We start from the raw sequence: 25,690 nt of genomic DNA on the forward strand, positions 1-25,690 counted from the left end.
CTACCGGACCACGAGCGTCTGCGGAGGAGACCAGACGTCGACCAACTGGCCGAGCACCGTCCGGCTGGACCGCACGCGCCATTCGTAACGGCCGGGCGTCAGATCGGGAACGTCGATCCGGCCGGTCTCCAGACCCGAACGGTCCAGAACGGGCTCGGCCTGGCCGTCGCGGGTCAGGACGAAGCGGTAGCGGGGCTCGGCGGCGCCGTGCGAGGTCCAGCGGAAGGCCGCGTCGCGCCCCTGAACGTCCGCCGCGAGATCGTCGAGGCGGTTGCGGACGCGCAGGAGGTCATAGACCGAGCGTGGGCCCTCGAGGCCTTCGGACGTCAGGGCGCTGACGGCGACGACGTGGAAGCCGTCGGGCAGGGCCCCGAGCGAGACACGGGCCTGACCGGGTTCGCCCTCGAACTCCGCCAGGACGCCGGTCAGCGCCGTGTCGGTCGCGAGGACGGCGCGGTAGCGGGCGGCGCCGGGGACGGGGACGATGTCGAGGACCGCCTCATCGCCGCTGAGGGCGGTGTCGGGCGCGGCGAGGTAGGGGGCCGCGGGCAGGGCGGCGACGGCCAGGCCAGAGGCGGTGGCGACGGCGCCGAAGCCCGGGGGCAGGACCTGCAGCGCGCCGCCGGCCTCCACCGCGACGGCGCCGCCCAGCACCTCGGTCGTGGCGCGGCCGCTGTCGCTGTCGAAGCCCGAGCGGAAGTCGGTGCCGCGCACGGCCGACACCGAGACCGGCGTGCGCACGGAATAGGCGCCGTTGCGGCCGACCGAGGCGACCCGCGACTCCATCCGCCCCTGCAGCAGGGTGAAGACGCGCTCCGGGTCGCCCGAGGCCGCATCGGCGCGCAGGCGGTCGATGCGGACGCGGGTGTTGGAGGGGACGGCGACGGCGCTGCCGTCGGCCAGGGCGAGGCGCAGGCGGGCGTTGGGGCCGGTTTCGATCAGGGCGCCCTCGGCGACCGGCTGGTCGAGGCGGACGGGCACGGGGCGACCGGCCTGGGTGATGGACACCTGGCCCTGGAAGCCGGCGATGCGGGCGGTTTCTGTGCGGGGAGTCGCCTTCAGCATTTCGGCGGGAATGCGCAGGACGCCGCCGACCGGCAGACGGAGAGGGTCAGTGATCCCGTTCAGGGCGGCGATGCGCGGCCAGTCGGACGGACGGCGCAGAAACCGCTCGGACAGTTCGCTGAGGGTGTCGCCGGGCCGGATGACGTGGCGCAGCATGCCGTCATCTGCGGCCTGTGCGGCGGCGCGGGCGGCGGCGGGACCCGAGGCGCCGAAGCCCGACCCGGCGGCCAGGGCGGCGGCGACGGCCGCCACGAGTCCGAGAGAGCGGCGTCGCGGGCGAGCGGTGGTCATCGGGCGGGCGGCGGTCAAGGCGTCAGGGTCTCCAGCCGGTAGCCATAGCTGTAAACCGGCGTCAGACGAAAGCCGCGTTCGGGCCGAAGCTCCAGTTTGGACCGGACGCGGGAGACATGGACGTCCAGAGAGCGGCTGTTGACGTTGGGATCGCCGCCCCACACGGCCTCGATCAGATAGCTGCGCGCCAGGGCCCGGTGCAGGTTGCGGAAGAACAGGCGGGCGAGCTCGAACTCCTTGTGGGTCAGTTCGACGGTGCGGTCGTCGAAGGCGACGGTCAGGCCGAACGGATCGAAGACGTGGTCGGCGAGCGTCTCGGTGGCGTTGCGCTGCTCGGGCGGATAGGCGCGGCGCAGCAGGGCCTCGACCCGGGCGGTCAGGACGGCCGGGGAGGCGGGCTTGGACAGGAAGTCGTCCGCGCCGGCGTTCAGACCCTCGACCACGGCCTCGTCGTCGCTGAGGCTGGTGAGCAGCAGCATGGGCGGGGGCTGGTCGGTGTTCATCCGCACCCAGCGAATGACCTCCAGGCCGCTGCGGTCCGGCAGGCGCCAGTCGAGGATCAGCAGGTCGAAGGTCTCACGGCGCAGGGCGGACATGAGGGCGCCGCTGCGCGAAAAGGTGGTCGCGCGCCGGCCGGCCCCCTCCAGGGCGGAGGTCACCGCCGCCAGATGGTCGTCATCATCGTCGAGCACGCCGATCTTCATGGCGCGATCCTAGCATCCTGCGCGCGCCGGAAACGGGGCGCCGGCGGTCAGCATGGCCCGGAAACGTAAACGACTGTGAAATTCTGCGCGTCAGACGGGAGCGGAATGCAACCTGAGATAGGCCGGATCGAACTCCGCCACGGCGGCGAGGCGGTCCCAGTCGAGAATCTGGACCTGAAATTGGCTCCAGGACACCAGGCTTTCGGCCCTCAATTGCGAGATGAGGCGGTTCACATGCACCGTCGACAGGCCCAGGACGTCGCCGAGCACGGACTGGGTCAGGGGCAGTTCGAAGGCCATGCCGCGTACATGGCCGATGACCTGAAGCCGCAGGAACATCTCGCACAGCAGATGCGCCAGGTGGGCGAGGCCGGATCGGCGACCCATGGCCACCAGCCATTGGCGATGCACGGCGGCGTCGATGATGGTGTCCAGCCACAGCAGCCGGGTCAGGTGCGGATAGCGTTCGGTCAGTTCGATCAGACGGGCGTGAGGGGCGGCGGCGTAGACGCAGTCCGACAGGGCGACCACCCCATGGTCCATATGCTTCATCAGCAGGCTGTGGAGATCAACGAAGTCGCCGGCGACGTTGATCTCGGTGATCTGTCGACCGCCGTCGGCCAGGGTCGAGTAGCGGCCGGAGAAGCCGCTGAGCAGCAGGGTGCTCTGGGTCGTGATGGCCTTTTCGGGAACGATGTCCGTGCCCGCCGCGGCGCGCCGGGGCGGCTCGAGGATGCCGTCCAGGGCGGCCATCTCCTCGTCCGAAATAATGTCGCGACGTCGGAGTTTTTCGACGACGGCGTTCATGGGCGCTCCTGCTTCCACGCCCCACCCTGCGACTCAATGCGGGAAAGGCACAGCTTGTTTCCTGAACTGATCCGCCGAATGGCGATTTCACATATGTTAAGGCGGGTTACGCGGCGGACAGTAAGGTGGGGATGAAGCGTCGGAGGAGATCGACCTTGGACGTCTACCACTGCCTCGTCACAACCCGCCCCGGCGCCGTTCCGGAACTGCGCGACCTGTCCTGCGAGTCGGAGGCGGAGATTTCGGCCGCCGTCCTGCTGGCGGTGCGGGAATGGCGTTCCGTCGAGCTGGTCGAGGTGTTCCGCAACGGCGAGGCGACGGCGACCTATTCCCGCGATCAGCTCAGCCCTGGGGCTGACCTGGGCGCCACGGCCAGTCCGGCGGCGGCGACGTAGAGGTCGAGGTCGCCAGCACCGCCACGATCCGCCCGCCCTCTTCCTGGACCACAAGGGTGAAGTCGCCGGCGCGCCAGATGTCGGGCGCGCCATAGCGGAACAACTCGCCGAGCGTGGTCACGGCTTCCGCGCGCGCGGCCGCGTCGTCGGGGAATTCAGCGCCGACCTCGTCCAGTGAAGGATGGCCGTCGCGGGTGTGGAAGTAGTAGCGGGGCACGGGTCGAAAAGCCTCTGTGTGCTTCAAGAATCGACAAAAAGCCGTTTGGTTTCAGCGCGGCCATTGACGAAATCGGCATCGTGCCGTCATCCGTGAACCATGAGCGGGGTCAAGATCAGCGACGTGGCGCGCCTGGCCGGGGTGTCGGCCATGACCGTGTCGCGGGTCGTCAACGGACGGGGCGCGGTCAGCGCGGCCACGCGCGAGCGCGTCGAGGCGGCGGTGCGAACGCTGGGCTATTCGCCGAATGCGGCGGCGCGCAAGCTGGCGACGGGCCAGGCGGACCGGATCGGCCTGATCTATTCCAATCCAAGCCCGGGCTATCTGAGCGAGTTCCTGCTGGGCGCCCTGGCCGGGGCGCGGCGGATCGGCGCCCAGTTGATCGTCGAGCCGTGCGACGACGGGCCGGGGGGCGAGCGGGCGGCGCTGCGGCGTCTGGCCGGCGGCGGGGTGAAGGCGGTGATCCTGCCGCCGCCGCACGGGGAATCCGGGGAGGCCCTGTCGGAGGCGCGCGCGTTGGAGATGCGGGTGGCCGCCGTCGCGACCGGCGTGGCCCGGACCGGCGACGTCACCGTGCGGATCGACGACCGGGCGGCGGCGGCCGAAATGACGCGACGGCTGCTGAGCCTGGGTCACACCCGGCTGGGCTTCATCGGCGGCGCGACGGATCAATCGGCGAGCCGCGAGCGTGAAGAGGGGTTCCGGGTCGAGGTCGACGCGGCGGCGGCGCGAGGTCTGGTCGAGGCCGGGGACTTCACCTATCGCGGCGGTCTGGCGGCGGCGGAGCGGTTGTTGGCGCTGGAGGCGCCGCCGACGGCGATCTTCGCCGCCAATGACGAGATGGCGACCGCGGTGGTGGCGGCGGCGCACCGGCGTGGGCTGGACGTGCCCGGCGATGTCACGGTCGTGGGGTTTGACGACACGGCGGCGGCGACCTCAATCTGGCCGGCCCTGACGACGGTGCGGCAGCCTATCGCGGAGATGGCGGAAGCCGCCGCGTCCCTGTTGGGCGGGGCGGCGAGCGGTGAGCGGATCGACCATGTGCTGGCGCATCGGCTGGTCGAGAGAGGCAGTTCGGGACCGGCAAGCTGAGTGATCGTCGCGGCTTGACAGCCCTTCGGCGTCGCGCTCAATGTTATCGCTAACATATCGAGATCGGGGCGCGATGCGAGCGACCCCGGCGCGGCGAGGACATGATGAAGCTGACCGACATCCTGCCAGGCGACTGGCGCGACGCCGTCCTTGTGGGGCGGGTGATGACGGCCGAAGGGCCGAGCCCGGTGCTGCTGAAGGGCGGGCGGGTGATCGACGTGTCGCGATCCGGGCCGACGACCGCCGACCTGTTGGCCGAGGGAGGCGCCGCGGAGGCGACGGGGACGGAACTTGCGGAAATTGAGTATGCAACGATCAGCTCCGCCTGGGACGGAGCGGGCGATCTGACCCTGCTGTCGCCGCTGGACCTGCACTGTGTGAAGGCGTCCGGCGTGACCTTCGCGGTGTCGGCGCTGGAGCGCGTGATCGAAGAGCGGGCGCGGGGCGTGGCGGCCGAGGCGGCGGATATTCGCGCGCGTCTGTCGGAGCGGATCGGCGGCGACCTGAAGGCGGTCAGGCCCGGTTCGGATCAGGCGGCGGCCCTGAAACAGGCCCTGATCGCCGACGGACTGTGGTCGCAGTATCTGGAGGTCGCCATCGGGCCGGACGCGGAGATCTTCACCAAGGCGCCGGTGCTGGCCTCGGTCGGGTGGGGGGCGGAGGTCGGGGTGCGCGCCGATTCCGCCTGGAACAACCCCGAGCCCGAGGTGGTGCTGGTCTGTGATCCGGAGGGGCGAGCGGTCGGAGCGGCGCTGGGCAATGACGTCAATCTGAGGGACATCGAGGGACGATCGGCGCTGCTGCTGGGCAAGGCCAAGGACAACAACGCCTCGGCCTCGGTCGGGCCGTTCATCCGCCTGTTCGACGACCGGTTCAGTCTGGACGACGTGCGGACGGCGACGGTGACGCTGGAGGTGCGGGGCGAGGACGGTTTCGTGCTGGAGGGCGCCAGTTCGATGAGCCTGATCAGCCGCGATCCACTGGAGCTGGCGAAGCAGGCGTCGGGCGCCACGCACCAGTATCCGGACGGGTTCGCGCTCTACCTGGGGACCATGTTCGCCCCGGTGCAGGACCGGGACGCGCCGGGCGAGGGCTTCACTCACAAGATCAAAGATCGGGTGAAGGTGTCGTCGGAACGTCTTGGATCACTTGAGAACATCGTCACCACCTGTGATCGGGCGCCGCCCTGGACCCTGGGGATTTCGGGCCTGATGCGGAACCTGGCCGGACGTGGCCTGCTGGGAGGCGCGGCATGAGCGGGGCGATCTATCCGTCGTTGCGGGGCCGGGTCGTCGTCGTCACCGGCGGCGGGTCGGGCATCGGCGCCGGAATGACGGAGGCGTTCGCCCGCCAGGGGGCGCGGGTGGCGTTCCTGGATGTCGCGGATGCGGACTCCCGGGCGCTGGAAGCCCAACTGGCGACGCTGGATCCGGCGCCGGTGTATCGCCGATGCGATCTGACGGACATCGAGGCGCTGCAGGCCTGTCTGGCGGAGATCGCCAAAGACCTGGGGCCGATCGAGGTGCTGGTCAACAACGCGGCCAATGACGACCGCCACAGCCTGGCCGAGGTCACCACCGCCTATTGGGACGACCGGATCCATGTGAACCTGCGTCACCTGTATTTCGCGGCCCAGGCCGTCGCGCCGGCGATGAGGGCTGCGGGCCGGGGCGTGATCCTGAACCTGGGGTCGATCAGCTGGCACCTGGGTCTGCCGGACCTGTCGCTCTATGAGACCGCCAAGGCGGGCATCGAGGGCATGACGCGGGCTTTGGCGCGCGAGCTTGGGGCGGACGGGGTGAGGGTCTGCTGCATCGTGCCGGGCAACGTCAGAACCCCGCGTCAGATGAAGTGGTACACGCCCGAAGGCGAGGCCGAGATCGTCGCCGCCCAATGTCTGAAGGGCCGGCTGGAGCCGCGCGACGTCGCCGCCCTGGCGATGTTCCTGGCGTCGGACGACGCACGTTTGATTACAGGGCACCAGTTTTTCGTGGACGCGGGCTGGCGCTGACACCAGCCTCGGACACGCGAGGATTCAGGGCCGACAGAGCCCTAAGGGAAGGGAGAGTTTCAAGATGGCGGGACCGACAGGGGGCGCCGACGCCCCGGATCTAGCGGGGGCCGACAAGATCAATATGGGCTTCATCGCCCTGATCGTCGCGGTGGCGACCATCGGCGGCTTCATGTTCGGCTATGACTCCGGCGTCGTGAACGGCACCCAGAAGGGGCTGGAAGGCGCCTTCAGCCTGGATGAGGCGGGTCTGGGCGTGGCGGTGGCGGCCCTGCTGCTGGGCTGTGCGGTCGGGGCCTTCGCGGCCGGACGTCTGTCGGACATGATCGGACGCAAGGGCGTCATGCTGTGGGCGGCGGTGCTGTTCATCGCCTCGGCCCTGGGCGCCGGTTTCGCCGATGCGTCGAGCCACTTCATTATCGCCCGCTTCATCGGCGGTCTGGGCGTGGGCGCGGCCTCTGTGCTGGCCCCGGCCTATATCTCGGAAGTCACCCCGGCGGCGATCCGGGGACGGCTGTCGAGCGTGCAGCAGATCATGATCATCACCGGCCTGACCGGCGCCTTCCTGGCCAACTACGCCCTGGCGAAGTCGGCCGGCGGATCGACGGAGGAATTCTGGGGCGGCATCCCGGCCTGGCGCTGGATGTACTGGCTGCAGGTCATCCCGGCGGGCATCTATCTGCTGGCCCTGACCCTGATCCCGGAAAGCCCGCGCTATCTGGTGGTCAAGGGGCGCGACGCCCAGGCCGAGGGGGTGCTGGCGCGCCTGTTCGGCGCCGAGGCCGCCGGCCGCAAGGTGGCCGAGATCCGCGCCAGTCTGGCGCATGACCACAAGCCGAAGCTGTCGGACGTGCTGGATCCGATCTCGAAGAAGGTGCGGCCGATCCTGTGGGCCGGCCTGATCCTGGCCGTGTTCCAGCAACTGGTCGGCATCAACATCGTCTTCTACTACGGTGCGGTGCTGTGGCAGTCGGTGGGCTTTTCCGAGAACGACGCCCTGCTGATCAACATCCTGTCGGGCTCGCTGTCGATCCTGGCCTGCCTGGGCGCCATGGCGGTGATCGACAAGATCGGGCGCAAGCCGCTGCTGCTGGTCGGTTCGGCGGGCATGGCGGTGACCCTCGGCGTCATGGCCTGGTGCTTTTCCCAGGCGCAGATGGTCGACGGCGCCCTGAGCCTGCCGGAGAGTATCGGGCCGGTCGCCCTGGTGGCGGCCAACGCCTATGTCGTCTTCTTCAACCTGAGCTGGGGCCCGGTCATGTGGGTCATGCTGGGCGAGATGTTCCCGAACCAGATGCGCGGCTCGGCCCTGGCCATCGCCGGCTTCGCCCAGTGGATCGCCAACTTCGCCATTTCGGTGTCGTTCCCGGCCATGGCGTCGGGTCTGGGGCTGACGGTGACCTATGGCTTCTACGCGGTCAGCGCGGTGATCTCCTACTTCCTGGTCCAGGCCTGGGTGAAGGAGACGCGCGGGCGCGAACTGGAAGAGATGACGGGCTGAGCCATGGCGATCGAAGGGTGTTCGGCGCCGGAGCTGGTCTGGGACGTTCGCGCCGAACTGGGCGAGGGGCCGGTGTGGGACGCCGGACGCGCCTGCGTCTGGTTCGTCGACATCAAGGGGCGCAAGCTGCATCGCCACGATCCGGCGACGGGTCGCAACGACAGCTGGGACACGCCGGATCAGACCGGATTCGCCCTGCCGGCGGACGACGGGTCGCTGATCTGCGGGGTTCGGGGCGGGCTGCACCGCTTCGACCCCGGGACCGGCCGGTTCGAGATGATCCTGCCGGTCGAGACGGACCGGCCGGGCAATCGCCTGAATGACGGCTATGTCGATCCGGAGGGCGGGCTGTGGTTCGGGTCGATGGACGACGCCGAGGCGGCGCGGACCGGGGCGCTGTATCGCTGGTTCGGCGGCCGGCTGGAACGGCATGACGACGACCACGGCATCACCAACGGCCCGTGCCTGAGCCCCGACGGGCGGACGCTGTACCACCACGACACGGCCGACCGGACCATCTTCGCCTATGACCATGAGGCGGGACGGATTTCGAACCGGCGACCGCTGGCGATTCCGCGAAAGGGCTATCCCGACGGGCCGGCGGTCGATGCGGACGGCGCCTTGTGGATTGGGCTGTTTCACGGCGGGGGCGTCGGCCGGTTCGCGCCGGACGGGACCGAGCTGGAGACCCTGGCCTTTCCTGTGCCGACGGTGACCAAGGCGGCGTTCGGCGGCGATGACCTGAAGACCGTCTATGCGACCACGGCGTGGAAGGGGCTGGGGGCGGAGGCGAGGGCGGCGCATCCGACGGCGGGGGGGCTGTTCCGCTTCACCGTGACGACGCCCGGCCTGGCCCCGAACCGGATCCGGCTGTGATCCGGCTGGCCGCCGGAGACTGGACGGCGGGGGTCCGGCCCGAGCTGGGCGGGGCCGTGGTCTTTCTGCGGAAGGGCGATCTGGATGTGTTGCGGCCGACGGCGGAGGGGGCGGTCGATCCGCTGGAGACGGCCTGTTTTCCTCTGACGCCCTACGCCAACCGGATCGCGGGCGCGCGGTTCCGGTTCCGGGGACGCGAGGTGTCGATCCCGACCCTGGCGGCCTTCACGCCACATGCCCTGCACGGCGACGGATGGCTGAAGCCCTGGACGGTCGAGCGCGCGTCGTCGGATCGGGTGGTGCTGGCGCTCGACGGCGGCGGGGACGATCACTGGCCGTGGGCCTATCGGGCGCGGCAGTCGCTGGCTCTCAGCGACGAGGGGCTGGAGATCGTGCTGGAGATGGAGAACCGGTCCGGGGACGAGATGCCCGGCGGACTGGGGCTGCATCCCTATCTTCCGCGACCGGCAGGCGCGCGGCTGACGGCGGCGACCACCGGGGTCTGGACCGGAGCCGACATCGTGCCGGACCGGCTGGCGGCTTCGGCCGGGATCGCGGACTGGACCGGGCAGGCGGTGGACGCGGCGGCGGCGGCCGTTTCCCTGATCGACAACGCCTATGAGGGCTGGAACGGCGTCGCCGAACTGGCCGACGACGGCGGCGTGACGCGGATTTCGTCGGATGCGGATCGGCTGCATGTCTATGCGCCGCAGGGGCAGGGGTTCGTCTGTCTGGAGCCGGTCACGCATCGGCCGGACGTCTTCAACCAGGCCGAGCCCGGTGAGGGCGGGTTCCGGGTGCTGGCGCCGGGCGGCCGCATGACGCTGCGAATGACGGTCGGCCGGACCGCTGCCTGAATCATCATATGATCATATCGGTTTGCGACGGCGCGGACCGGCGTATAGTCACGCCCGATGAGCTCCCTGGATCAGGCGGATGAGGCGCGGCGCGGCGTGGAGCGCGCGCTGTCGGGCCATGCCCAGATCGTGCGCGCCCTGGGCGAGGACATCCTGGCGGGCCGGTATCCGGCCGGGGAGAAGCTGCCGCCGGAACCCGAGCTGCTGGCGCGGTTCGGCGTGTCCCGCACGGCCCTGCGCGAGGCGTTCAAGACGCTGACGGCCAAGGGGCTGCTGATCGTCAAGACGCGGGTGGGGACAAAGGTCGCCGGGCCGGATGGCTGGAACTTCTTCGACGCCGATGTGCTGGCCTGGAAGGTTCGGACGGGGATGGACGCCGATTTCCGGCGGCATCTGGCCGAGGTGCGGCTGGCGGTCGAGCCGGCGGCGGCCGAACTGGCGGCGCAGAAGCGCACGGATGACGATCTGAAGGCCATGCGCGACGCCGTGGCGGCGATGCGCGCGGAGACCCGGTCCGAATACGGCTTCGCCCGGGCCGACCTGTCGTTGCATATCGCGGTGGGGGCGGCGTCCAAGAACCCGATGATGCGGTCGCTGGCGGGGGTCATCGAGACGGCCCTGCTGGAGGCCTTCACCCTGAGCCCGCCGGTGCGCCAGCCGGAGCTGCATCGCGACACGGTCGACGCCCACGAACGGATCGTCGACCGGATCGAGGCCCGTGACGGGCCCGGCGCGGCCGAGGCCATGCGGGCCGTCATCGACGCCGGCTATGTGCGGGTCGAGGCGGAGAATCGATCTCCGCCTCGCTGATTCCCGGGCGGCTAAAGAGCCTGGTATTTGAAGTTGCGGAAGCGGGCCTCGCCGGAACCGGCCGAATAGAGGCCCGGCCGCAGCATCATGAAGCCGCCGCGCACATTGTGGTGGTAGCCCGAGACCTCCATCTGGCGGTCGAATTTGGACCAGGTCCGGCCGTCCGCCGAGGTGTGGAAGGTGACGATGTGCCGGTTGTTGGTCAGGCGCATGAACATGCGCTTGCCCAGCGGATTGGCCGGTCGGCCACGCTCCATGCCGTACTGGTGGGTGACGAAGCGCGTCTTGTCGAAGCCGAGGCCGGCGTAGAGGGCGCTGTCGTAGAAGAGCAGCAGGCCCGCCGTGGCGCCGTCGTCGATCTCGATCTCGCATTCGATCTGATAGGCGTGCTCGCCCTGGACGAAGGTGAGCGGCGAGCAGTCCTTGGGCGCGGTTCCCTTGGCCGGCAGGTGCAGGGTCCCGCCCTGGCGGCGGAAGCGGGCGCGCTCGTCGGGGCCGGGATTGTAGAAGCTCCACTGGGTGCCGAACTTGTCGGTCGAGAAGTCGTCGGACAGGGCCATGCCGTGCTTCTGGCCGGCGATGCGGGCGGGCTTGGCCATGGGGGTCGAGAGATCGCCGCCCGCCGCTTCCGGCCAGCCGTCGTCGGTCCAGGTGATGCGGTCGAGCAGGGTCTGGCGGCCCAGGGTCCAGTAGCCGTTCTCATAGCCGTGATAGACGGTCCACCAGTCGCCGTTGGGGCCCTCCACGAAGGTGGCGTGGCCGCGTGACCACCATTTCTCGCGCGCGTCGGCGGTGCGGACGATGGGATTGCGCGGGTGATCCTGCCACGGGCCGAAGACGGATTTCGAGCGGGCCACGATGACCATGTGTCCGGTCGGGGGACCGGCGGTGCCGCCGACGGCGGTGATCATGTAGAACCAGTCGCCGCGCTTCATCACCTTGGGACCTTCGGGCGAGAAGCTTTCGACGTCCCAGTCGTCCGGATAGCGCCAGGGGTCATAGACGTGTTTGGGTTCGCCGACGGTGGACAGGCCGTCGTCGGTCAGCTCGATCATGTCGCCGCCGGACAGGAACAGATAGCGTTTGCCGTCCTCGCCGACGATGTGGCCGGGATCGATATAGCCCTGCAGCTTCATGTCGATGGGCTCGCTCCACGGACCTTCGATCCGGTCGGCCCAGATCACATAGTTGGAGCGGTAGTCGGGGAAGCGGGCGGGGATGTAGAGGAAATAGCGGCCGTTGTGCTTGCACAGCTCCGGCGCCCAGACCGAGCCGATGTTCTTGGTCAGGGCGGCGACGACCGGGGTCCAGTTCACCAGATCCTTCGACTGCCAGATGACCAGACCCGGCACCGACTCGAAGGACGAGAAGGTCATGTAGTAGGTGTCGCCGTCCTTGAGGATCGACGGGTCGGGACGGTCGCCGGCCATGACCGGATTAAGGAAGGTCCCGTCGCCGAGATCGCCGAGGCGCTGACCCTCGATCCCCCTGGGCCAGGTCATGGCGCTCCAGTCGCCGGGACAGGCGGCGGCCTGAGAGGGAACGGCCGATGCGGGGGAGGGCGTTGCGGCGGAGGCCAGGGCCGGGGTGGCGGCGCCGGCGGCCATGACGCCGAAGGCGCCGCGTCGTGTGAGCTTCATCCCTATTTCCTTCTTGCGCGGATTTGTATTATTATATGAGTGTAACGCCGCGAAGAACGGCGACAAGGGGTCACAGGCGCATCGGTTGCGGAAACCGGTGTCAGCCAGGGGAGGGGAACGGAGTGAGGTCGCACCGCCTCAAGTTCGTGCTGTTGGCGTCCGCCGTCGTGGCGGCGACGGGCGTCGTCGCGCCGGTCATAGCCCAGGCGCGGCAGGAGGTCGCCCAGGCGCCGGATCGGCCGAGGATCGGGCCGGGCGCGGACGGGCGGCTGGTGCAGTTTCCCGATTCGCGCGGCGACCGGGTCCCGGACTTTTCGCACGCCGGCTATGGCGGCGGCGGCGTGGCGCCGCCGGTCCCGCCCGCGACGCTGGTTGTGGAGGCGCCGAGGGGCGACGCGACCGCGACGATACAGGCGGCGATCGACAGGGTTTCGGCACGGCCCGTCGGCGCCGACGGGCTGCGGGGCGTTGTGCAACTGGCGCCGGGCGTCTTCGACATCGCCGGCCAGCTGAAGGTGCGGACGTCCGGCGTGATTCTGCGCGGGGCGGGCGCGGGTGAAGGCGGCACGACGCTGCGCGCGACCGGCGTGGATCGGCGCAGCGTCATCGACGTGCGCGGACGCGACGGGGCCGAGGTCGAGGCGTCGGCGCGGCGTCGTGTCGTCGACGACCGTGTCGCCGTCGGTTCGCATCGGCTGCGTCTCGACTCGGTCGACGGCCTGAGCGTTGGCGACGAGGTCGAGATCGGTCGTCCGTCCACCGCGGAATGGATCGCGGACCTGGGCATGAACCGGTTCGAGGGCTGGCGGCCGCAGAACCGGCTGCACTGGCAGCCGGGGTCGCGCGATCTGTCCTGGACCCGGCGCATCACCGCCATCGAGGGGGACGCGGTGATCCTGGACGCCCCGATCACGACCGCGCTCGAGGCGCGTTACGGCGGCGGCTGGGTCGCGCCGGTCGGCCGCGAGGGGCGTCTGTCCCAGGTCGGGATCGAGAACCTGCGCCTGGTCTCGGTGCATGACGCGGCGCGGCCGAAGGACGAGGATCACGCCTGGTTCGGGGTGAGCCTGGATCATGTGCGGGACGGCTGGATCCGCGACGTCTCGGCGCGCGGCTTCGTCAGCTATGTGGTCAATCTGGGCCCGGACGCGTCGCGGATCACGGTTCAGGATGTCGAGGCGGCCGAGCCGGTCAGCGAGATCGGCGGGTTCCGGCGACGGGTCTTCTATTCCGCCGGGCAGCAGGTGCTGTTCAACCGTTGCGCCAGCCGCGACGGATCGCATGATTTCATTCTCGGGCACGGGGCGGCCGGGCCGAACGTGTTCCTGGACTGCACGGCCGTGGACGCTCACGACGATTCGGGGCCGATCGAGAGCTGGGCGTCCGGCGCCCTGTTCGACAACGTCGTGGTGCGCGGCGGGCCGCTGCGGCTGGCCGACAGGGGCAAGGACGGGCAGGGCGCGGGCTGGACGGCCGCCAATTCGGTCCTGTGGAACTGCGAGGCGACGGACGTGGAGGCCGCCATGCCGCCGGGCGCTTTCAACCTGGCGATCGGCTGCAAGGGGGTGGTGACCGGCGACGGGATCGTGGAGCAGCCCGGCGTCGAAGCGTTCCGGGACTTCCATCGCGCCATGCGGGCCGAGCCGCGCAGCCTGTATGTCGCCCAATTGTCAGAGCGTCTGGGCGCGGGCGCCGAGGCCGCCCTGGCGCGGGTCATTTATCCAGCGGTTCCGGCCGGGACGCCGCGTCTGGCGGCGGCCGAGGTGCGGGCCTGGGAGACGGCGAATGCGCCGGAGCCTGCCGCCCACGGGCCGCTGAAGATCGAGGGCGGCAGGTTCGTCATCGACGGCCAGGACGCCTGGACCCGTCGCGTCGGGTTCTCCTGGTTCCAGGGACAGATGCCGCCGTCGCTGGCGCGCGGTTTCGGCCCGGCCATCACCCGTTTCGCGCCGGGACGTGACGGCGTCGGGGCCACCGACGACCTGGCCGAGACGGTCGCCAATCTGAGGCCCGGCGACGTCTTCTATCAGCACTACGGCCTCTGGTACGACCGGCGGCGGGTCGATCACAACTACTACGGCTCGCCCGACGAGCGGACCGGCGAGGTCTGGGGACCGCTGATGGAGCTGCCCTGGAGCCGCAGCGGGACGGGTCGGGCCTGGGACGGGCTGAGCAAATACGACCTGACCCGGTTCAATCCCTGGTATTTCGACCGGATCGACGGTTTCGCCGTCGAGGCGGATCGGCGGGGGCGGGTGCTGTACCTGAACGTCTATTTCCAGCACTGGCTGCTGGAGAGCCGGTCCCACTATGTCGACTTCCCGTGGCGGCCGGTGAACGCGATCCAGCCGACGGGTCTGCCCAATGAGGTTCCGGCGGCCGACGTCTTCTATGACGTGTCGGACCCGGTGCGGCGCGATCTGCACCGCCGTTATATCCGCCACACCCTGGACGTGCTGAAGGACCGGACCAATGTCGTCTACGGCATCGACCGGGAGTATTCGGGGCCGCTGAGTTTCGTCGAGTTCTGGCTGGACGAGATCGCGGCCTGGGAGCGCGAGAACCGCCAGGACGTGAAGGTGGCGCTGGAGATACCCAAGGCGCAGCTGGACGCCCTTCTGGCCGATCCGAAGCGGCGGCCCCTGTTCGACGCCATGGCGGTCCATCACTGGCTGTATCGGAACGACGGTCGGCTGTTCGCCATCGTGGGCGGGATCAACAAGGCGCCGCGCGAGCAGCAGGACGCCTTCATCCCGCCGCCCAACGGCAATGAGGCCCTGGGCGTCCAGCGCGCGCCGCTGTGGGAGACGACGCCGGCGATGAAATATCGGGCCTGGCGCGAATACGCCGACAAGGCGCCGGACCTGGTCTTCCTATTTCCCCAGAATTTGTTCCCCGACCTGACGAAGGCGGTCGAGGCGGCGGTTCCGGGCGAGGTACGGCGCGGCTCGGTGATGACGGACGAGGCGGTGACGGAGGCGGGGACGCCGTCGACGACGGCCTGGTCCACGGCGTTGAGGGGCGGGGGACGGCTGATCTATTCGACCGACGGCGGCGAGGTGCGATTGGGGCTTGGCGGAAGCTGGCGCGTGACCTGGATCGGCGAGGCCGGAGACGCGCCTTTTGACGGCGACGTGGCGGCGGTCAACGGCGTCGTCAGTCTGCGCCCGCCGCCCGGCGTCGCGGGGCGTGCATGGGCGGCGTTACTGACATCGCCAAGTTGAATCTCAGTTTCTCAAAATGCAGGAAGGGAATCCATTTTATGGACAAGAACAGAGGTCGACAAATCACCTGATGTGATTCAGAATGACACCGGTGGACAACATCCGATGTCCGCAAAGAACGAGCGTTCGGTCCGGCCAAAAGCCGAAAGATCGGGGCAAACCTAGAGGGGAAGATTATGAAGTCAGAAAACAGAATCGGCGTGCGCCTGAACGGCTCCGCCTCGGCCCTGGCCCTGGCGATGGGGGCGGCGGGCCTGATGATGATGGCGGCGACGCCGGCCATGGCCCAGACGCAGGACGAGCAGCCGACCCAGGTCGACGAGATCGTCGTCACCGGGATCCGGGCGTCCCTGGCCAGCGCGCTGAATGAAAAGCGGCGCTCCAACACCATCGTCGACGTCATCAACGCCGAGGACATCGCCGACTTCCCGGACGCCAACCTGGCCGAGTCGCTGCAGCGCATTCCGGGCGTGTCGATCGACCGTGAGAACGGCGAAGGCAACTCGATCTCGGTGCGTGGTCTGGGCGGCGACTTCACCCGCGTGCGGCTGAACGGCCTGGAGACGCTGTCGACCTCTGGCGCCAGCAACGCCGACGGCGCCCTGCGTCGCGACCGGGGCTTCCAGTTCAACACCTTCGCTTCGGAGCTGTTCAACTCGCTGCGCGTGCAGAAGTCGGCCGATGCGGTGACGGACGAGGGCTCGCTGGGGGCGACGGTGGACCTGATCTCGGGCCGGCCGTTCAACTTCAGCGACCGCCGGGTGGCCGTGTCGCTGCAGGACGCCTTCTACGAGAACGGCGAGACCCACAATCCTCGCGTGGCCCTGCTGGCGTCGGATCGCTGGGACAGCAAGATCGGCGAGTTCGGCGTGCTGGGGTCGCTGGCCTATAACGAGCGCAAGTCGGAGATCGATTCGTACCAGCGCGGGGTGGGGTCCAACGAATATCTGTATCGCGGGTCGACGTTCAACAACGTCGGGACCAATGCGGCGGGAGATCATCAGGGCTTCGCCCTGCCGATCGGCACCAATCCGGCGACGGCGTTTCCGCGCGTGACCAACCCCGAGGCCCTGGGCTTCCTGATCGGATCGGACCCGGCCGCCTATGCCCTGCTGAACGGCGGCGCCACGCGGGGATCGCTGGTGCGGATTCCGTCGCTGGCGACGCTGAACCACCGTGAGGTCGAGCAGGATCGCCTGGGCGCCACCCTGTCGTTCCAGTGGCGGCCGACGGACCGGACGACGGTCAGCGTGGACAATCTCTATTCCGAGATGACCCAGGTCTCGACCAACTATCAGATCGGCGCGGTCGGGCTGAACCGGAACAACACCAACGGCAACCGGACGCTGACCAGCTTCAGCTATCAGACCTTCCCGACGACCAGTTCCGGCAACAACAGCTATCGGAACCGTCGCGGCATCTACGCCAACTGCACCAGCCAGGAAGCCACGGATTTCCGGGACGCCATCGACTGCGGCCAGTCGCTGTACGGCAATACGCCGGTCTTCACGACGGCGCCCGGCGCGACCACGAACAATCTTCTGCCGGGCACGGGCAGCTTCAATCCGAACAATCTGGAAGTCTACGACTACTACAACCAGCCGGGCTCGGTCGGCTATATTCCGCACCCCAACTATCTGGCGCTGCGTGGCCAGTTCATCGGCCGTCCGTCCGTACGGGTGCTGGATGCGGCGCTGAGCCCGACCGGGGCGAACGCCGACTATCTGGTGCTGTCCAACGTGGACATGCGTTCGGCGGTCGACCAGGGCGGATACACCACCAAGTTCCGGCAGAACTCGATCAATATCGAGCATGAGTTCTCGGATCGGCTGCGGATGACCTTCCTGTACGGGGACTCCGAATCCACCAACGAGAACACCGGTCTGCTGGCGGACTTCATCCGACTGGATTCCGGCCAAGGCACGGCGGGTGACGGCTATTTCGTCTATGACGCCCGCGGCGGCGGCGACATGCCGCTGATGGATTTCGGCTTCGATGTGGCGAACCCGAACAGCTGGAATTTCGTGAAGGGCTATTCGGCCCTGCGTCACTACCGGACGATCACCGAGAACGGCTACAACGCGGTCAAGATCGACCTCGAGTGGGACATCAACGACGACTACACCCTGCGCTTCGGCGGGACGCAGCGGGCGTTCGACTTCTACTACACCCGCTTTGAGCGCCTGATCGGCGACACCATGAACCCCAGCCTGCTGGAAGGGGTGAACACCGGTCTGGCCCAGCCCACGACGGTCGGCCAGATGGGTCAGGTCGTCAGCTGGGGCAAGGGGCTGGACGTGCCGAACGGCATGCCGACCAGCTTCTTCACGCCCAATCTGGGCGCCTTCCAGCAGCGGTTCGGTTTCGACTGCGACTGCATCAACGAGTGGGGCGACTGGCGTCTTTCGGACCTGCGCAACGGCGGGGTGAACACCTTCTGGGTGGATGAGGAGAGCACCAGCTACTACGGCCAGCTGGACTTCAGGGAACTGCTGTTCGGTCGTGATCTGCGCGGCAACGTCGGGCTGCGCTATGTCGAGACCGAGGTCGACGCCCGCGGGCGTTCGCCGAGCGGTCGTCCAGTCGAGAACAGCAACAGCTATGAGGACATCCTGCCCTCGCTGAACCTGGTCTATGAGTGGAACGACAAGCTGCTGTTCCGTTTCGCCACGGCCAAGGTCATGGCGCGGCCGCAGATGATGGCGCTGCATCCCGGCGTCACCTCGTTCAACGTGCCGACCGGCATCGGCACGGCTCCGGCCGAGTTCAACGGCTCGAACGCTGCGATCACCCTGGGCAACACCCGCCTGAAGCCGTTCCGCGCCGACAACTTCGACTTCAACGTCGAATGGTATTTCGCGCGCGACGCGGTGCTGTCGCTGGCCATCTTCCACAAGAAGATCGAGAGCTTCCCGCAGGTGGTTCTGCGTGAGAACCGCCTGAGCGAAATCTTCGACGCCGACGCCATCGCCAACCTGAGGGCGACCTGGGACGGCCTGGTGGACGAGGGATCGGAAAGCCGTCGCGCCTATATCGACACCGATCAGCCGTTCCAGATCCGCCAGTACAATGACGCGCCGGGCGGCACCCTGGACGGGTTCGAAATCGCCTATCAGCAGAACCTGACCTTCCTGCCGGGCTTCTGGTCCAACTTCGGCGTCCAGGCCAACTACACCAAGATCGAGTCGGAGCTGGAATACATCCTGGATCCGGCGCGGAACCTGACCGGCACGGCGCCCTTCCTGGGGGCCTCGCCGGAATCGTTCAACGCCACGATCTTCTATGAAGTCGATCGCTGGAGCGCGCGGGTCTCGGCGGCCTATCGCGCGGCCTATCAGACCACCTATCCGCTGGCGTCGGGCGGGTGCGATCCGGGCGTCTGCGACTCGCCGCTGATCAACGACTTCGTCGGAAGCGACGAGACGCTGAACGTCGATGCGGCGGCCACCTTCAAGGTGACCGACACCATCACGATCACGGCAGAGGCGCTGAACCTGACCAATCAGACGGACAGCCGCTGGGCCTATCAGGACGATCCGGTCGTCCAGAACTACGCCAGCACCGGGCGTCAGTTCTTCGTCGGGGCCCGGATGACCTTCTGATCCTGCATGCGTCTTCGCAGCTGAGGGTCTCCTCCCCACGCTGCGCTTCGGGCGCCGGTTCGCCGGCGCCCGCTTTTTCTTTTCCGATCGAGGCCGCGATGATCCCGAAACTGTCACGCCTGATGACGGCCGGAGCCGTCGCCCTGGGTCTGGGTCTCGCGGGGCAGGCTGCAGCGCAGACGCCGCCGCCCGGAGGCACGCCGATCACGCCCATCCGCGCGTCCAAGATCATCCTGGTGGGAGATTCCACCACGGCGGTGGTGGGCGGCTGGGGGCCGAGCTTCTGCGCCTACCACGTGACCTCGTTCCTGACGTGCGTGAACCTGGCGCGCGGAGGGCGGAGTTCCGGCAGCTATATCGCCGAAGGCTCTTGGGACATCGCCCTGGCGGAAATGTCGACCGACGGGTACGGCCAGACCTATGTGCTGATCCAATTCGGGCACAACGACCAGCCGGGCAAGCCGGGCCGGTCCACCGATCTGGCGACCGAGTTTCCCGCCAACCTGCGCCGCTATGTGGCCGAGACGCGGGCCAGGGGCGCGATCCCGGTGCTGGTGACGCCGCTGGCGCGACGGCAGTTCGTCGACGGCCGGCTGCAGAACGATCTGGAGCCCTGGGCCCAGACCATCCGGGACGTCGCCGCCGAAACAGGGACGCCGCTGGTCGATCTGAACGCGGCCAGCGTCGCGGCGGTCCAGGCCCTGGGGCCGATGATGTCGGCCCAGTTCGCCCAGGCCGCTCCGTCACAGGAGGTGGCGGCGGCCCTGCTGACCGGCACGACCATTCCGGCCTCGACCGGCGTGCCGGCGCCCGCCGTTCCCGCCGCACCGCCGGCCGCCCAGCCGGCGCCGGGCGCCGCGACCCTCCAGGACAACGCCGCCGTGGAGCCGCTGGGCCAGGCGCGGATATCGTTCGACTACACCCACCTGGGCACGGTGGGCGCGGACTTCTTCGCCCGCATGGTGACCGAGCATCTGGCCGTCGCCGTGCCGGCGCTGAGGCGCAATCTGATTCCCTGATCGAGACTGCGGCCCCGGCCGTGCACGGAGGAAGCCCATGTTGAACCGGCGCGCGATGATGCTGACGGCCGCTGCGGGGGTCGCCCTGTCGGGGAAGGCCTGGGGCCAGGAGGCGCCGCCGGTCGCGGACGTCGAGGCGGCGATGCGCCGGGCCACCGACTTCATGACGGGGAAGGTCGCGGTGCGCGGCGGCTATGTCTGGTCCTACCTGGCCGACTTCTCGCGGCGGTGGGGCGAGATGGAAGCCTATCCGACCATGATCTGGACCCAGGCGCCGGGCACGCCGGAGATGGGGCAGGTGTTCCTGGACGCCTGGAAGGCGACGGGCGACGAGGCCTATTACCGCGCGGCCGAGGCGGCGGCGGGGGCCCTGGTGGAGGGGCAACATGCCTCGGGCGGCTGGAACTACATCATCGATTTCGGCGGCGAGGAGTCGATCCGTCGCTGGTACGAGACCATCGGGCGCAACGGCTGGCGGCTGGAGGAATTCCAGCACTACTACGGCAACGCCACCTTCGATGACCACGCCACGGTGGAGTGCGGCCGGTTCCTGCTGCGGCTGCACCTGGCCAAGGGGGATGCGAAGTGGCGCGCCCCGCTGGACAAGGCGGTGAGCTTCATCCTGGACAGCCAGTATCCGGTCGGCGGCTGGCCCCAGCGGTGGCCGCGCATGGGCGAGTTCAGGAACCACGGCAAGCCGGACTATACCGGCTACATCACCCTGAACGACGAGGTGGCCGAGCAGAACATCGATTTCCTGCTGCTGGTGCTGCAGCAGTTGAAGGACGAGCGGGTGCGCGAGCCGATCGAACGGGCCATGCGCTGCTTCCGCGACCTGCAACACGTGGCGCCGACGCCGGGCTGGGCGTTGCAGTACACGCTGGACATGAAGCCGGCGGGCGCGCGCACCTATGAGCCGCGCGCGGTGGTGCCGCACACCACGGCGGCGGCGATCGACAAGATGCTGGAATTCTATCGACTGACGGGGGACCGCAGCTATCTGGCGCGTCTGCCCGAGGCGCTGGACTGGCTGGCGTCGGTGGAGTTGCCGCGCGAGCGGTGGAGCGGGGATCGCAACTTCCTGCGCCACTATGAGCCGGAGACCAACCGTCCGATCGCCGTGCATCGGCGCGGCTCGAACGCCCAGAACGGCGAGTATTACGCTGATTTCGACGCATCGAACGAGCGGGGCGAGAAGCACATCGATCTGGCGCGGTTGCGGGCGCGGGTCGCCCAGACGGCGGCCCTGAGCCCGGAAGAGGCGACCAAGGATTCGGTCCTGCTGGGCCGGGGGCCCAGCCGTCTGCCCGACTATGTGGTGACGCGCGAAGTCGGCGGGTCGGATCTGAACATCACCGCCGGGCCGGGGCATGACGGGCGGATCGGAGCGATCGTCGCGGAGTTGAACGCCGAGGGATACTGGCCGCAGGAACTGCGGACGACGAGCCACCCCTATCGGGGGCCGGGACCGGCGGAGCCGCCGCCGGGGTTCGTGGACCGGGGTCAGGTCGGGGACGCCTGGGACACCTCGCCCTTCACCGAACCCACAGGCCCGATCGGCATTTCGACCGGCCTGTACATCAACAACATGAGCCGCCTGATCGCCCATGTGGCGAAGGCGAAGCAGGCCTGAGGGAACCGTCAGGCGGCCGTGTCGCGGGCCGGGGCGTGGGGGTCGTAGTTGAGGATGGGCGCCAGCCAGCGTTCGGTCTCGGCCAGGGTCATGCCCTTGCGTTCGGCATAATCCTGGACCTGGTCGCGGTCGATCTTGCCGACGCCGAAATAGTGGCTGCCCGGATGGCTGAAATACAGGCCTGAGACCGAGGCCGGGGGCGTCATGGCGAAGCTTTCGGTGAGGGCCATGCCCGCGTTCTCGCCCGCGTTCAGCAGGCGGAACAGGGTGGCCTTTTCCGTGTGGTCGGGCTGGGCCGGATAGCCGGGAGCGGGGCGGATGCCCTGGTATTTCTCCTCGATCAGGTCCTGGATCGAGGCGGTCTCGTCGGCGGCGTAGCCCCACAGGCCGGTGCGGACCTCCTTGTGCAGGCGTTCGGCGAAGGCCTCGGCGAGACGGTCGGCCAGGGCGGTGGCGAGGATGGCCGAATAGTCGTCGCCGGCGTCCTTGAACCGTTTGGCGATTTCCAGCTCGCCGTGCCCGGCGGTGACGGCGAAGGCGCCGATATAGTCGTTTCCGTCCTCGGCGACGAAGTCGGAGAGGCACAGGTTCGGCTTGCCGTTGGTCTTGGCGATCTGCTGGCGCAGGCCGTGGAAGCGGGCCAGTTCGACCCAGCGGCCCTCGTCGGCCCAGACGACCACGTCGTCGCCGCGCGCATTGGCCGGCCAGAATCCGACCACGCCCTTCGCCGTGAACCACTTCTCGTCGATGATGCGCTTCAGCATGGCCTGGGCGTCGCGGAACAGGTCGCGGGCGGCCTCGCCGACGATCTCGTCCTCGAGGATCAACGGATAGCGGCCGATCAGCTCCCAACTGGCGAAGAAGGGCGTCCAGTCGATGTGGTCGGCCAGGTCCTGAAGGTCCCAGGCGTCGAAGGCGCGGACGCCCAGAAAGCTGGGGGCGGGCGCCGGGGTCTGGCCGGCCTCTGGCCGCCAGCGGTTGTCGCGGGCCTGCTGGATCGAGGCGCGCGCCTTGACCTCCTGGCCCCGGGCGTACTGTTCGCGGATGCGGACGTATTCGTCGCGCGTGGCCTTTTCGTTGTTGGCTTTCTCGGTCGGCGACAGCAGACCCGACACGACACCGACCGCGCGGCTGGCGTCGATGACATAGGTGGTCGAGCCGCGATGATAGGCGGGCTCGATCTTCACGGCCGTGTGGGTGCGGCTGGTGGTGGCGCCGCCGATGAGGAGGGGAATGTCGAAGCCGCGCCGCTCCATCTCGCGCGCGACAAAGACCATTTCATCGAGGCTGGGGGTGATCAGGCCCGACAGGCCGATGATGTCGCAGTTGTGGGCCTTGGCCTCGTCCAGGATGCGGTCGGCCGGGACCATGACGCCCAGATCGACCACCTCGTAGTTGTTGCACTGCAGGACTACGCCGACGATGTTCTTGCCGATGTCGTGGACGTCGCCCTTGACCGTGGCCATCAGGATCTTGCCGTTGGAGGTGCGCGGCTGGCCTTCCTTTTCGGCCTCCATGAAGGGTTCGAGCCAGGCCACGGCCTGTTTCATCACCCGCGCCGACTTCACCACCTGCGGCAGGAACATCTTGCCCGAACCGAACAGGTCGCCGACGACGTTCATCCCGTCCATCAAGGGGCCTTCGATGACGTGCAGCGGGCGTTCGGAGCCCAGACGCGCCTCCTCGGTGTCGGCCTCGATGAACTCGGTGATGCCGTGGACCAGGGCGTGTTCGATACGCTTGCCGACGGGGGCGTCGCGCCACTTCAGGTCCACGACCTTGGCCGCGCCCTTTTCGCCCTTGTAGTTGGGCGCCATGTCCACCAGCCGCTCGGTGTTGGACACATTGGTGCGCTGCGGCCGGTTCAGGATCACGTCCTCGACCGCCTCGCGCAGCACCGGGTCGATGTCGTCGTAGACGGGCAGGTCGCCGGCGTTGACGATGCCCATGTCCATGCCGGCGTTGATGGCGTGGTACAGGAAGACCGAGTGGATCGCCCGGCGCACCGGCTCGTTGCCGCGGAAGCTGAACGAGACGTTGGACACCCCGCCCGAGATGCGGGCGTAGGGCAGGGTGCGCTTGATCTCGCGCGTCGCCTCGATGAAGTCGACGGCGTAGTTGTCGTGCTCCTCGATCCCGGTCGCCACGGCGAAGATGTTGGGGTCGAAGATGATGTCCTCGGGCGGGAAGCCGACCTCGTTCACCAGAATGTTGTAGGCGCGGGTGCAGATCTCGATCTTGCGCGCGGCGGTGTCGGCCTGGCCCACCTCGTCGAAGGCCATGACGACGACGGCGGCGCCGTAGCGCAGGCATTTGACCGCATGCTCGCGGAAGGCGGTTTCGCCCTCCTTCATCGAGATGGAGTTGACGATCGGCTTGCCCTGGACGCACTTCAGACCCGCCTCGATGACCTCCCATTTGGAAGAGTCGATCATCACCGGCACGCGGGCGATGTCGGGTTCGGCCGCGATCAGGTTGAGGAAGGTGCGCATGGCGACGACGCCGTCCAGCAGGCCCTCGTCCATGTTGATGTCGATGACCTGGGCGCCCGCCTCGACCTGCTGGCGGGCGACGTCCAGAGCGGCCGGATAGTCGCCCTCGACCACCAGCTTCCGGAATTTGGCCGAGCCGGTGACGTTGGTGCGTTCGCCGACGTTGATGAAGGTGGGGCGCATCAGAGACTCGCAATCACGGCCCTTCTCCCCTTGGGGGAGAAGGTGGCAGGCGAAGCCTGACGGATGAGGGGGGTGGTCGGGCGCGCGCGATGTCGGACAGGAGTTCTGGAGCTGACAGCCCCCTCATCCGAGCCGCTGACGCGGCCCACCTTCTCCCCTGAGGGGAGAAGGATGTGCAGGGCAAACATCACGCCACCATCTCGAACGGTTCGAGGCCCGACAGGCGCAGCGCCACTGGCCGCTCCGGAATCTCGCGCGGCGTCACCCCCGCCACCTCTTCGGCGACGTGCCGGATGTGCTCCGGCGTCGTGCCGCAGCAGCCGCCGACGATATTGACCAGGCCGGAGCGCGCCCATTCCTCGATGAAGTGGGCCGTTTCGTGCGGCTCCTCGTCGTACTGGCCCATGGCGTTGGGCAGGCCGGCGTTGGGATAGGCGGCGACCAGGGTGTCGGCGACGCGCGACAACTCGGCGATGAACGGCCGCATCAGGTCGGCGCCCAGGGCGCAGTTGAAGCCGACGGCGAAGGGTTTGGCGTGACGCACGGAGTTCCAGAAGGCCTCGGCCGTCTGGCCCGACAGGGTGCGGCCCGAGCGGTCGGTGATGGTGCCCGAGATCCAGATCGGCAGGGCGTCCATGCCCTCGTCTTCCAGGTCCTTGATGGCCTTGATCGCCGCCTTGCAGTTCAGCGTGTCGGTGATGGTCTCGATCAGATAGAGGTCGACGCTGCCTTCGTTCAGCGCCTTCACCTGATGACGATAGGCCTCATAGACCTGATCGAAGGTCACGCTGCGCGCGCCGGGGTCGTTCACGTCCGACGACATCGACAGCATCTTGTTCAGAGGGCCGATGGAGCCGGCGGCGAAGCGGGGCTTGTGCGGCTCCTTCTCCGTCCAGCGGTCAGCGGCGGCGCGGGCCAGTTTGGCGCCTTCCAGATTGATGTCCCACACCGCCTGGGCGTCGAGGGCGTAGTCCTCCTGGGCGATGGTGGTGCCGGAGAAGGTGTTGGTCTCCGAAATGTCCGCGCCCGCGCCGTAATACTGGTCGTGCAGGTCCGAGACGATGTCGGGCCGCGTCAGGCAAAGGATGTCGTTGTTCCCCTTCATCTGATGGCGTTCGTCATAGCCGTTGGCCGCGACGAAGCGGTCGGCGCGGAAGTCGGCCTCCGACAGGCCCCGGCGCTGGAACATCACGCCCCAGGAGCCGTCGAGGACCAGGATGCGTTCCCGGGCCGCCTGATGCAGGGCGGCGATGCGTTCGGCGCGGGTCATG

Annotated in this window: 19 protein-coding genes; 12 read left to right on the plus strand and 7 right to left on the minus strand. The window is 68.5% G+C overall.

Going from position 1 to position 25,690, the window contains the following annotated elements; translation table 11 throughout:
- The 3 genes from ACO2Q1_RS01810 to ACO2Q1_RS01820 form a co-directional block, all read right to left on the minus strand.
- Positions 1-1,374 (minus strand): FecR domain-containing protein, encoded by a 1,374-nt coding sequence (locus ACO2Q1_RS01810; RefSeq protein ID WP_423327833.1) that lies wholly within the window; start codon positions 1,372-1,374, stop codon positions 1-3.
- Positions 1,371-2,060 (minus strand): response regulator transcription factor, encoded by a 690-nt coding sequence (locus tag ACO2Q1_RS01815; protein WP_423327834.1) that lies wholly within the window; start codon positions 2,058-2,060, stop codon positions 1,371-1,373. Before ACO2Q1_RS01815 ends, ACO2Q1_RS01810 begins: the two co-directional genes overlap by 4 nt.
- Positions 2,061-2,150: 90 nt before the next feature.
- Positions 2,151-2,867, minus strand: coding sequence for a Crp/Fnr family transcriptional regulator (locus ACO2Q1_RS01820; protein ID WP_423327835.1), 717 nt, complete (start codon positions 2,865-2,867; stop codon positions 2,151-2,153).
- Between the two features lie 155 nt (positions 2,868-3,022).
- On the opposite strand from ACO2Q1_RS01820, the gene ACO2Q1_RS01825 reads away from it, so the two are divergent.
- On the plus strand, positions 3,023-3,262 hold the full coding sequence (locus ACO2Q1_RS01825; RefSeq protein WP_423327836.1) for a hypothetical protein: 240 nt from the start codon (positions 3,023-3,025) through the stop codon (positions 3,260-3,262).
- On the opposite strand, the gene ACO2Q1_RS01830 is transcribed toward ACO2Q1_RS01825, so the two are convergent.
- Positions 3,210-3,479: a DUF6894 family protein gene (locus tag ACO2Q1_RS01830; RefSeq protein WP_423327837.1), complete on the minus strand. Its 270-nt coding sequence runs from the start codon at positions 3,477-3,479 to the stop codon at positions 3,210-3,212. The genes ACO2Q1_RS01825 and ACO2Q1_RS01830 overlap by 53 nt on opposite strands.
- Positions 3,480-3,578: 99 nt before the next feature.
- On the opposite strand from ACO2Q1_RS01830, the gene ACO2Q1_RS01835 reads away from it, so the two are divergent.
- From ACO2Q1_RS01835 to ACO2Q1_RS01865, 7 genes are all read left to right on the plus strand, one after another.
- Positions 3,579-4,571 (plus strand): LacI family DNA-binding transcriptional regulator, encoded by a 993-nt coding sequence (locus ACO2Q1_RS01835; RefSeq protein WP_423327838.1) that lies wholly within the window; start codon positions 3,579-3,581, stop codon positions 4,569-4,571.
- A 104-nt stretch (positions 4,572-4,675) separates the two neighbouring features.
- Positions 4,676-5,827, plus strand: a complete 1,152-nt coding sequence (locus tag ACO2Q1_RS01840; protein ID WP_423328234.1) for a fumarylacetoacetate hydrolase family protein — start codon at positions 4,676-4,678, stop codon at positions 5,825-5,827.
- Complete coding sequence (locus ACO2Q1_RS01845) at positions 5,824-6,582, plus strand: SDR family NAD(P)-dependent oxidoreductase (RefSeq protein ID WP_423327839.1); 759 nt, start codon at positions 5,824-5,826, stop codon at positions 6,580-6,582. Before ACO2Q1_RS01840 ends, ACO2Q1_RS01845 begins: the two co-directional genes overlap by 4 nt.
- Before the next feature lie 64 nt (positions 6,583-6,646).
- Positions 6,647-8,083, plus strand: coding sequence for a sugar porter family MFS transporter (locus tag ACO2Q1_RS01850; protein WP_423327840.1), 1,437 nt, complete (start codon positions 6,647-6,649; stop codon positions 8,081-8,083).
- 3 nt (positions 8,084-8,086) lie between these two features.
- Positions 8,087-8,959: an SMP-30/gluconolactonase/LRE family protein gene (locus tag ACO2Q1_RS01855; RefSeq protein ID WP_423327841.1), complete on the plus strand. Its 873-nt coding sequence runs from the start codon at positions 8,087-8,089 to the stop codon at positions 8,957-8,959.
- Complete coding sequence (locus ACO2Q1_RS01860; RefSeq protein ID WP_423327842.1) at positions 8,956-9,816, plus strand: aldose 1-epimerase; 861 nt, start codon at positions 8,956-8,958, stop codon at positions 9,814-9,816. Before ACO2Q1_RS01855 ends, ACO2Q1_RS01860 begins: the two co-directional genes overlap by 4 nt.
- 57 nt (positions 9,817-9,873) lie before the next feature.
- A complete protein-coding gene (locus ACO2Q1_RS01865; RefSeq protein ID WP_423327843.1) occupies positions 9,874-10,626 on the plus strand; it encodes a FadR/GntR family transcriptional regulator in 753 nt (250 codons plus the stop codon).
- Between the two features lie 11 nt (positions 10,627-10,637).
- Here the strand turns inward: ACO2Q1_RS01865 and ACO2Q1_RS01870 are convergent, their stop codons facing one another.
- On the minus strand, positions 10,638-12,266 hold the full coding sequence (locus tag ACO2Q1_RS01870) for a family 43 glycosylhydrolase (protein ID WP_423327844.1): 1,629 nt from the start codon (positions 12,264-12,266) through the stop codon (positions 10,638-10,640).
- A gap of 122 nt (positions 12,267-12,388) precedes the next feature.
- Between ACO2Q1_RS01870 and ACO2Q1_RS01875 the strand changes: the two genes are divergently transcribed.
- The 4 genes from ACO2Q1_RS01875 (at position 12,389) to ACO2Q1_RS01890 (ending at position 21,744) form a co-directional block, all read left to right on the plus strand.
- The gene (locus ACO2Q1_RS01875; protein WP_423327845.1) at positions 12,389-15,490 is read left to right on the plus strand and encodes a DUF6298 domain-containing protein; all 3,102 of its coding nucleotides are present in this window, start codon (positions 12,389-12,391) and stop codon (positions 15,488-15,490) included.
- 176 nt (positions 15,491-15,666) lie between these two features.
- Entirely contained in the window at positions 15,667-19,092 is a 3,426-nt protein-coding gene (locus ACO2Q1_RS01880) for a TonB-dependent receptor domain-containing protein (RefSeq protein WP_423327846.1), read from the plus strand.
- 98 nt (positions 19,093-19,190) lie between these two features.
- Positions 19,191-20,111: a rhamnogalacturonan acetylesterase gene (locus ACO2Q1_RS01885; protein WP_423327848.1), complete on the plus strand. Its 921-nt coding sequence runs from the start codon at positions 19,191-19,193 to the stop codon at positions 20,109-20,111.
- A gap of 37 nt (positions 20,112-20,148) precedes the next feature.
- Positions 20,149-21,744: a pectate lyase gene (locus ACO2Q1_RS01890; RefSeq protein ID WP_423327849.1), complete on the plus strand. Its 1,596-nt coding sequence runs from the start codon at positions 20,149-20,151 to the stop codon at positions 21,742-21,744.
- An 8-nt stretch (positions 21,745-21,752) separates the two neighbouring features.
- Here the strand turns inward: ACO2Q1_RS01890 and metH are convergent, their stop codons facing one another.
- Complete coding sequence (gene metH, locus ACO2Q1_RS01895) at positions 21,753-24,419, minus strand: methionine synthase (RefSeq protein ID WP_423327850.1); 2,667 nt, start codon at positions 24,417-24,419, stop codon at positions 21,753-21,755.
- 187 nt (positions 24,420-24,606) lie between these two features.
- Positions 24,607-25,689, minus strand: a complete 1,083-nt coding sequence (locus tag ACO2Q1_RS01900; protein WP_423327851.1) for a homocysteine S-methyltransferase family protein — start codon at positions 25,687-25,689, stop codon at positions 24,607-24,609.
- Position 25,690: the final 1 nt, after the last annotated feature.

The sequence above is a fragment of the Brevundimonas sp. VNH65 genome (genome assembly GCF_049445955.1).
In the GTDB taxonomy this organism is placed as follows: domain Bacteria; phylum Pseudomonadota; class Alphaproteobacteria; order Caulobacterales; family Caulobacteraceae; genus Brevundimonas.

Bases quoted from the DNA above. Each gene is read 5' to 3' on its own strand.
- metH (WP_423327850.1), bottom strand. From the start codon at position 24,419: ATGCGCCCCACCTTCATCAACGTCGGCGAACGCACCAACGTCACCGGC.
- ACO2Q1_RS01815 (WP_423327834.1), bottom strand. From the start codon at position 2,060: ATGAAGATCGGCGTGCTCGACGATGATGACGACCATCTGGCGGCGGTG.
- ACO2Q1_RS01890 (WP_423327849.1), top strand. From the start codon at position 20,149: ATGTTGAACCGGCGCGCGATGATGCTGACGGCCGCTGCGGGGGTCGCC.
- ACO2Q1_RS01880 (WP_423327846.1), top strand. From the start codon at position 15,667: ATGAAGTCAGAAAACAGAATCGGCGTGCGCCTGAACGGCTCCGCCTCG.
- ACO2Q1_RS01865 (WP_423327843.1), top strand. From the start codon at position 9,874: ATGAGCTCCCTGGATCAGGCGGATGAGGCGCGGCGCGGCGTGGAGCGC.
- ACO2Q1_RS01900 (WP_423327851.1), bottom strand. From the start codon at position 25,689: ATGACCCGCGCCGAACGCATCGCCGCCCTGCATCAGGCGGCCCGGGAA.
- ACO2Q1_RS01885 (WP_423327848.1), top strand. From the start codon at position 19,191: ATGATCCCGAAACTGTCACGCCTGATGACGGCCGGAGCCGTCGCCCTG.
- ACO2Q1_RS01840 (WP_423328234.1), top strand. From the start codon at position 4,676: ATGAAGCTGACCGACATCCTGCCAGGCGACTGGCGCGACGCCGTCCTT.
- ACO2Q1_RS01845 (WP_423327839.1), top strand. From the start codon at position 5,824: ATGAGCGGGGCGATCTATCCGTCGTTGCGGGGCCGGGTCGTCGTCGTC.
- ACO2Q1_RS01855 (WP_423327841.1), top strand. From the start codon at position 8,087: ATGGCGATCGAAGGGTGTTCGGCGCCGGAGCTGGTCTGGGACGTTCGC.
- ACO2Q1_RS01835 (WP_423327838.1), top strand. From the start codon at position 3,579: ATGAGCGGGGTCAAGATCAGCGACGTGGCGCGCCTGGCCGGGGTGTCG.
- ACO2Q1_RS01850 (WP_423327840.1), top strand. From the start codon at position 6,647: ATGGCGGGACCGACAGGGGGCGCCGACGCCCCGGATCTAGCGGGGGCC.
- ACO2Q1_RS01820 (WP_423327835.1), bottom strand. From the start codon at position 2,867: ATGAACGCCGTCGTCGAAAAACTCCGACGTCGCGACATTATTTCGGAC.
- ACO2Q1_RS01870 (WP_423327844.1), bottom strand. From the start codon at position 12,266: ATGAAGCTCACACGACGCGGCGCCTTCGGCGTCATGGCCGCCGGCGCC.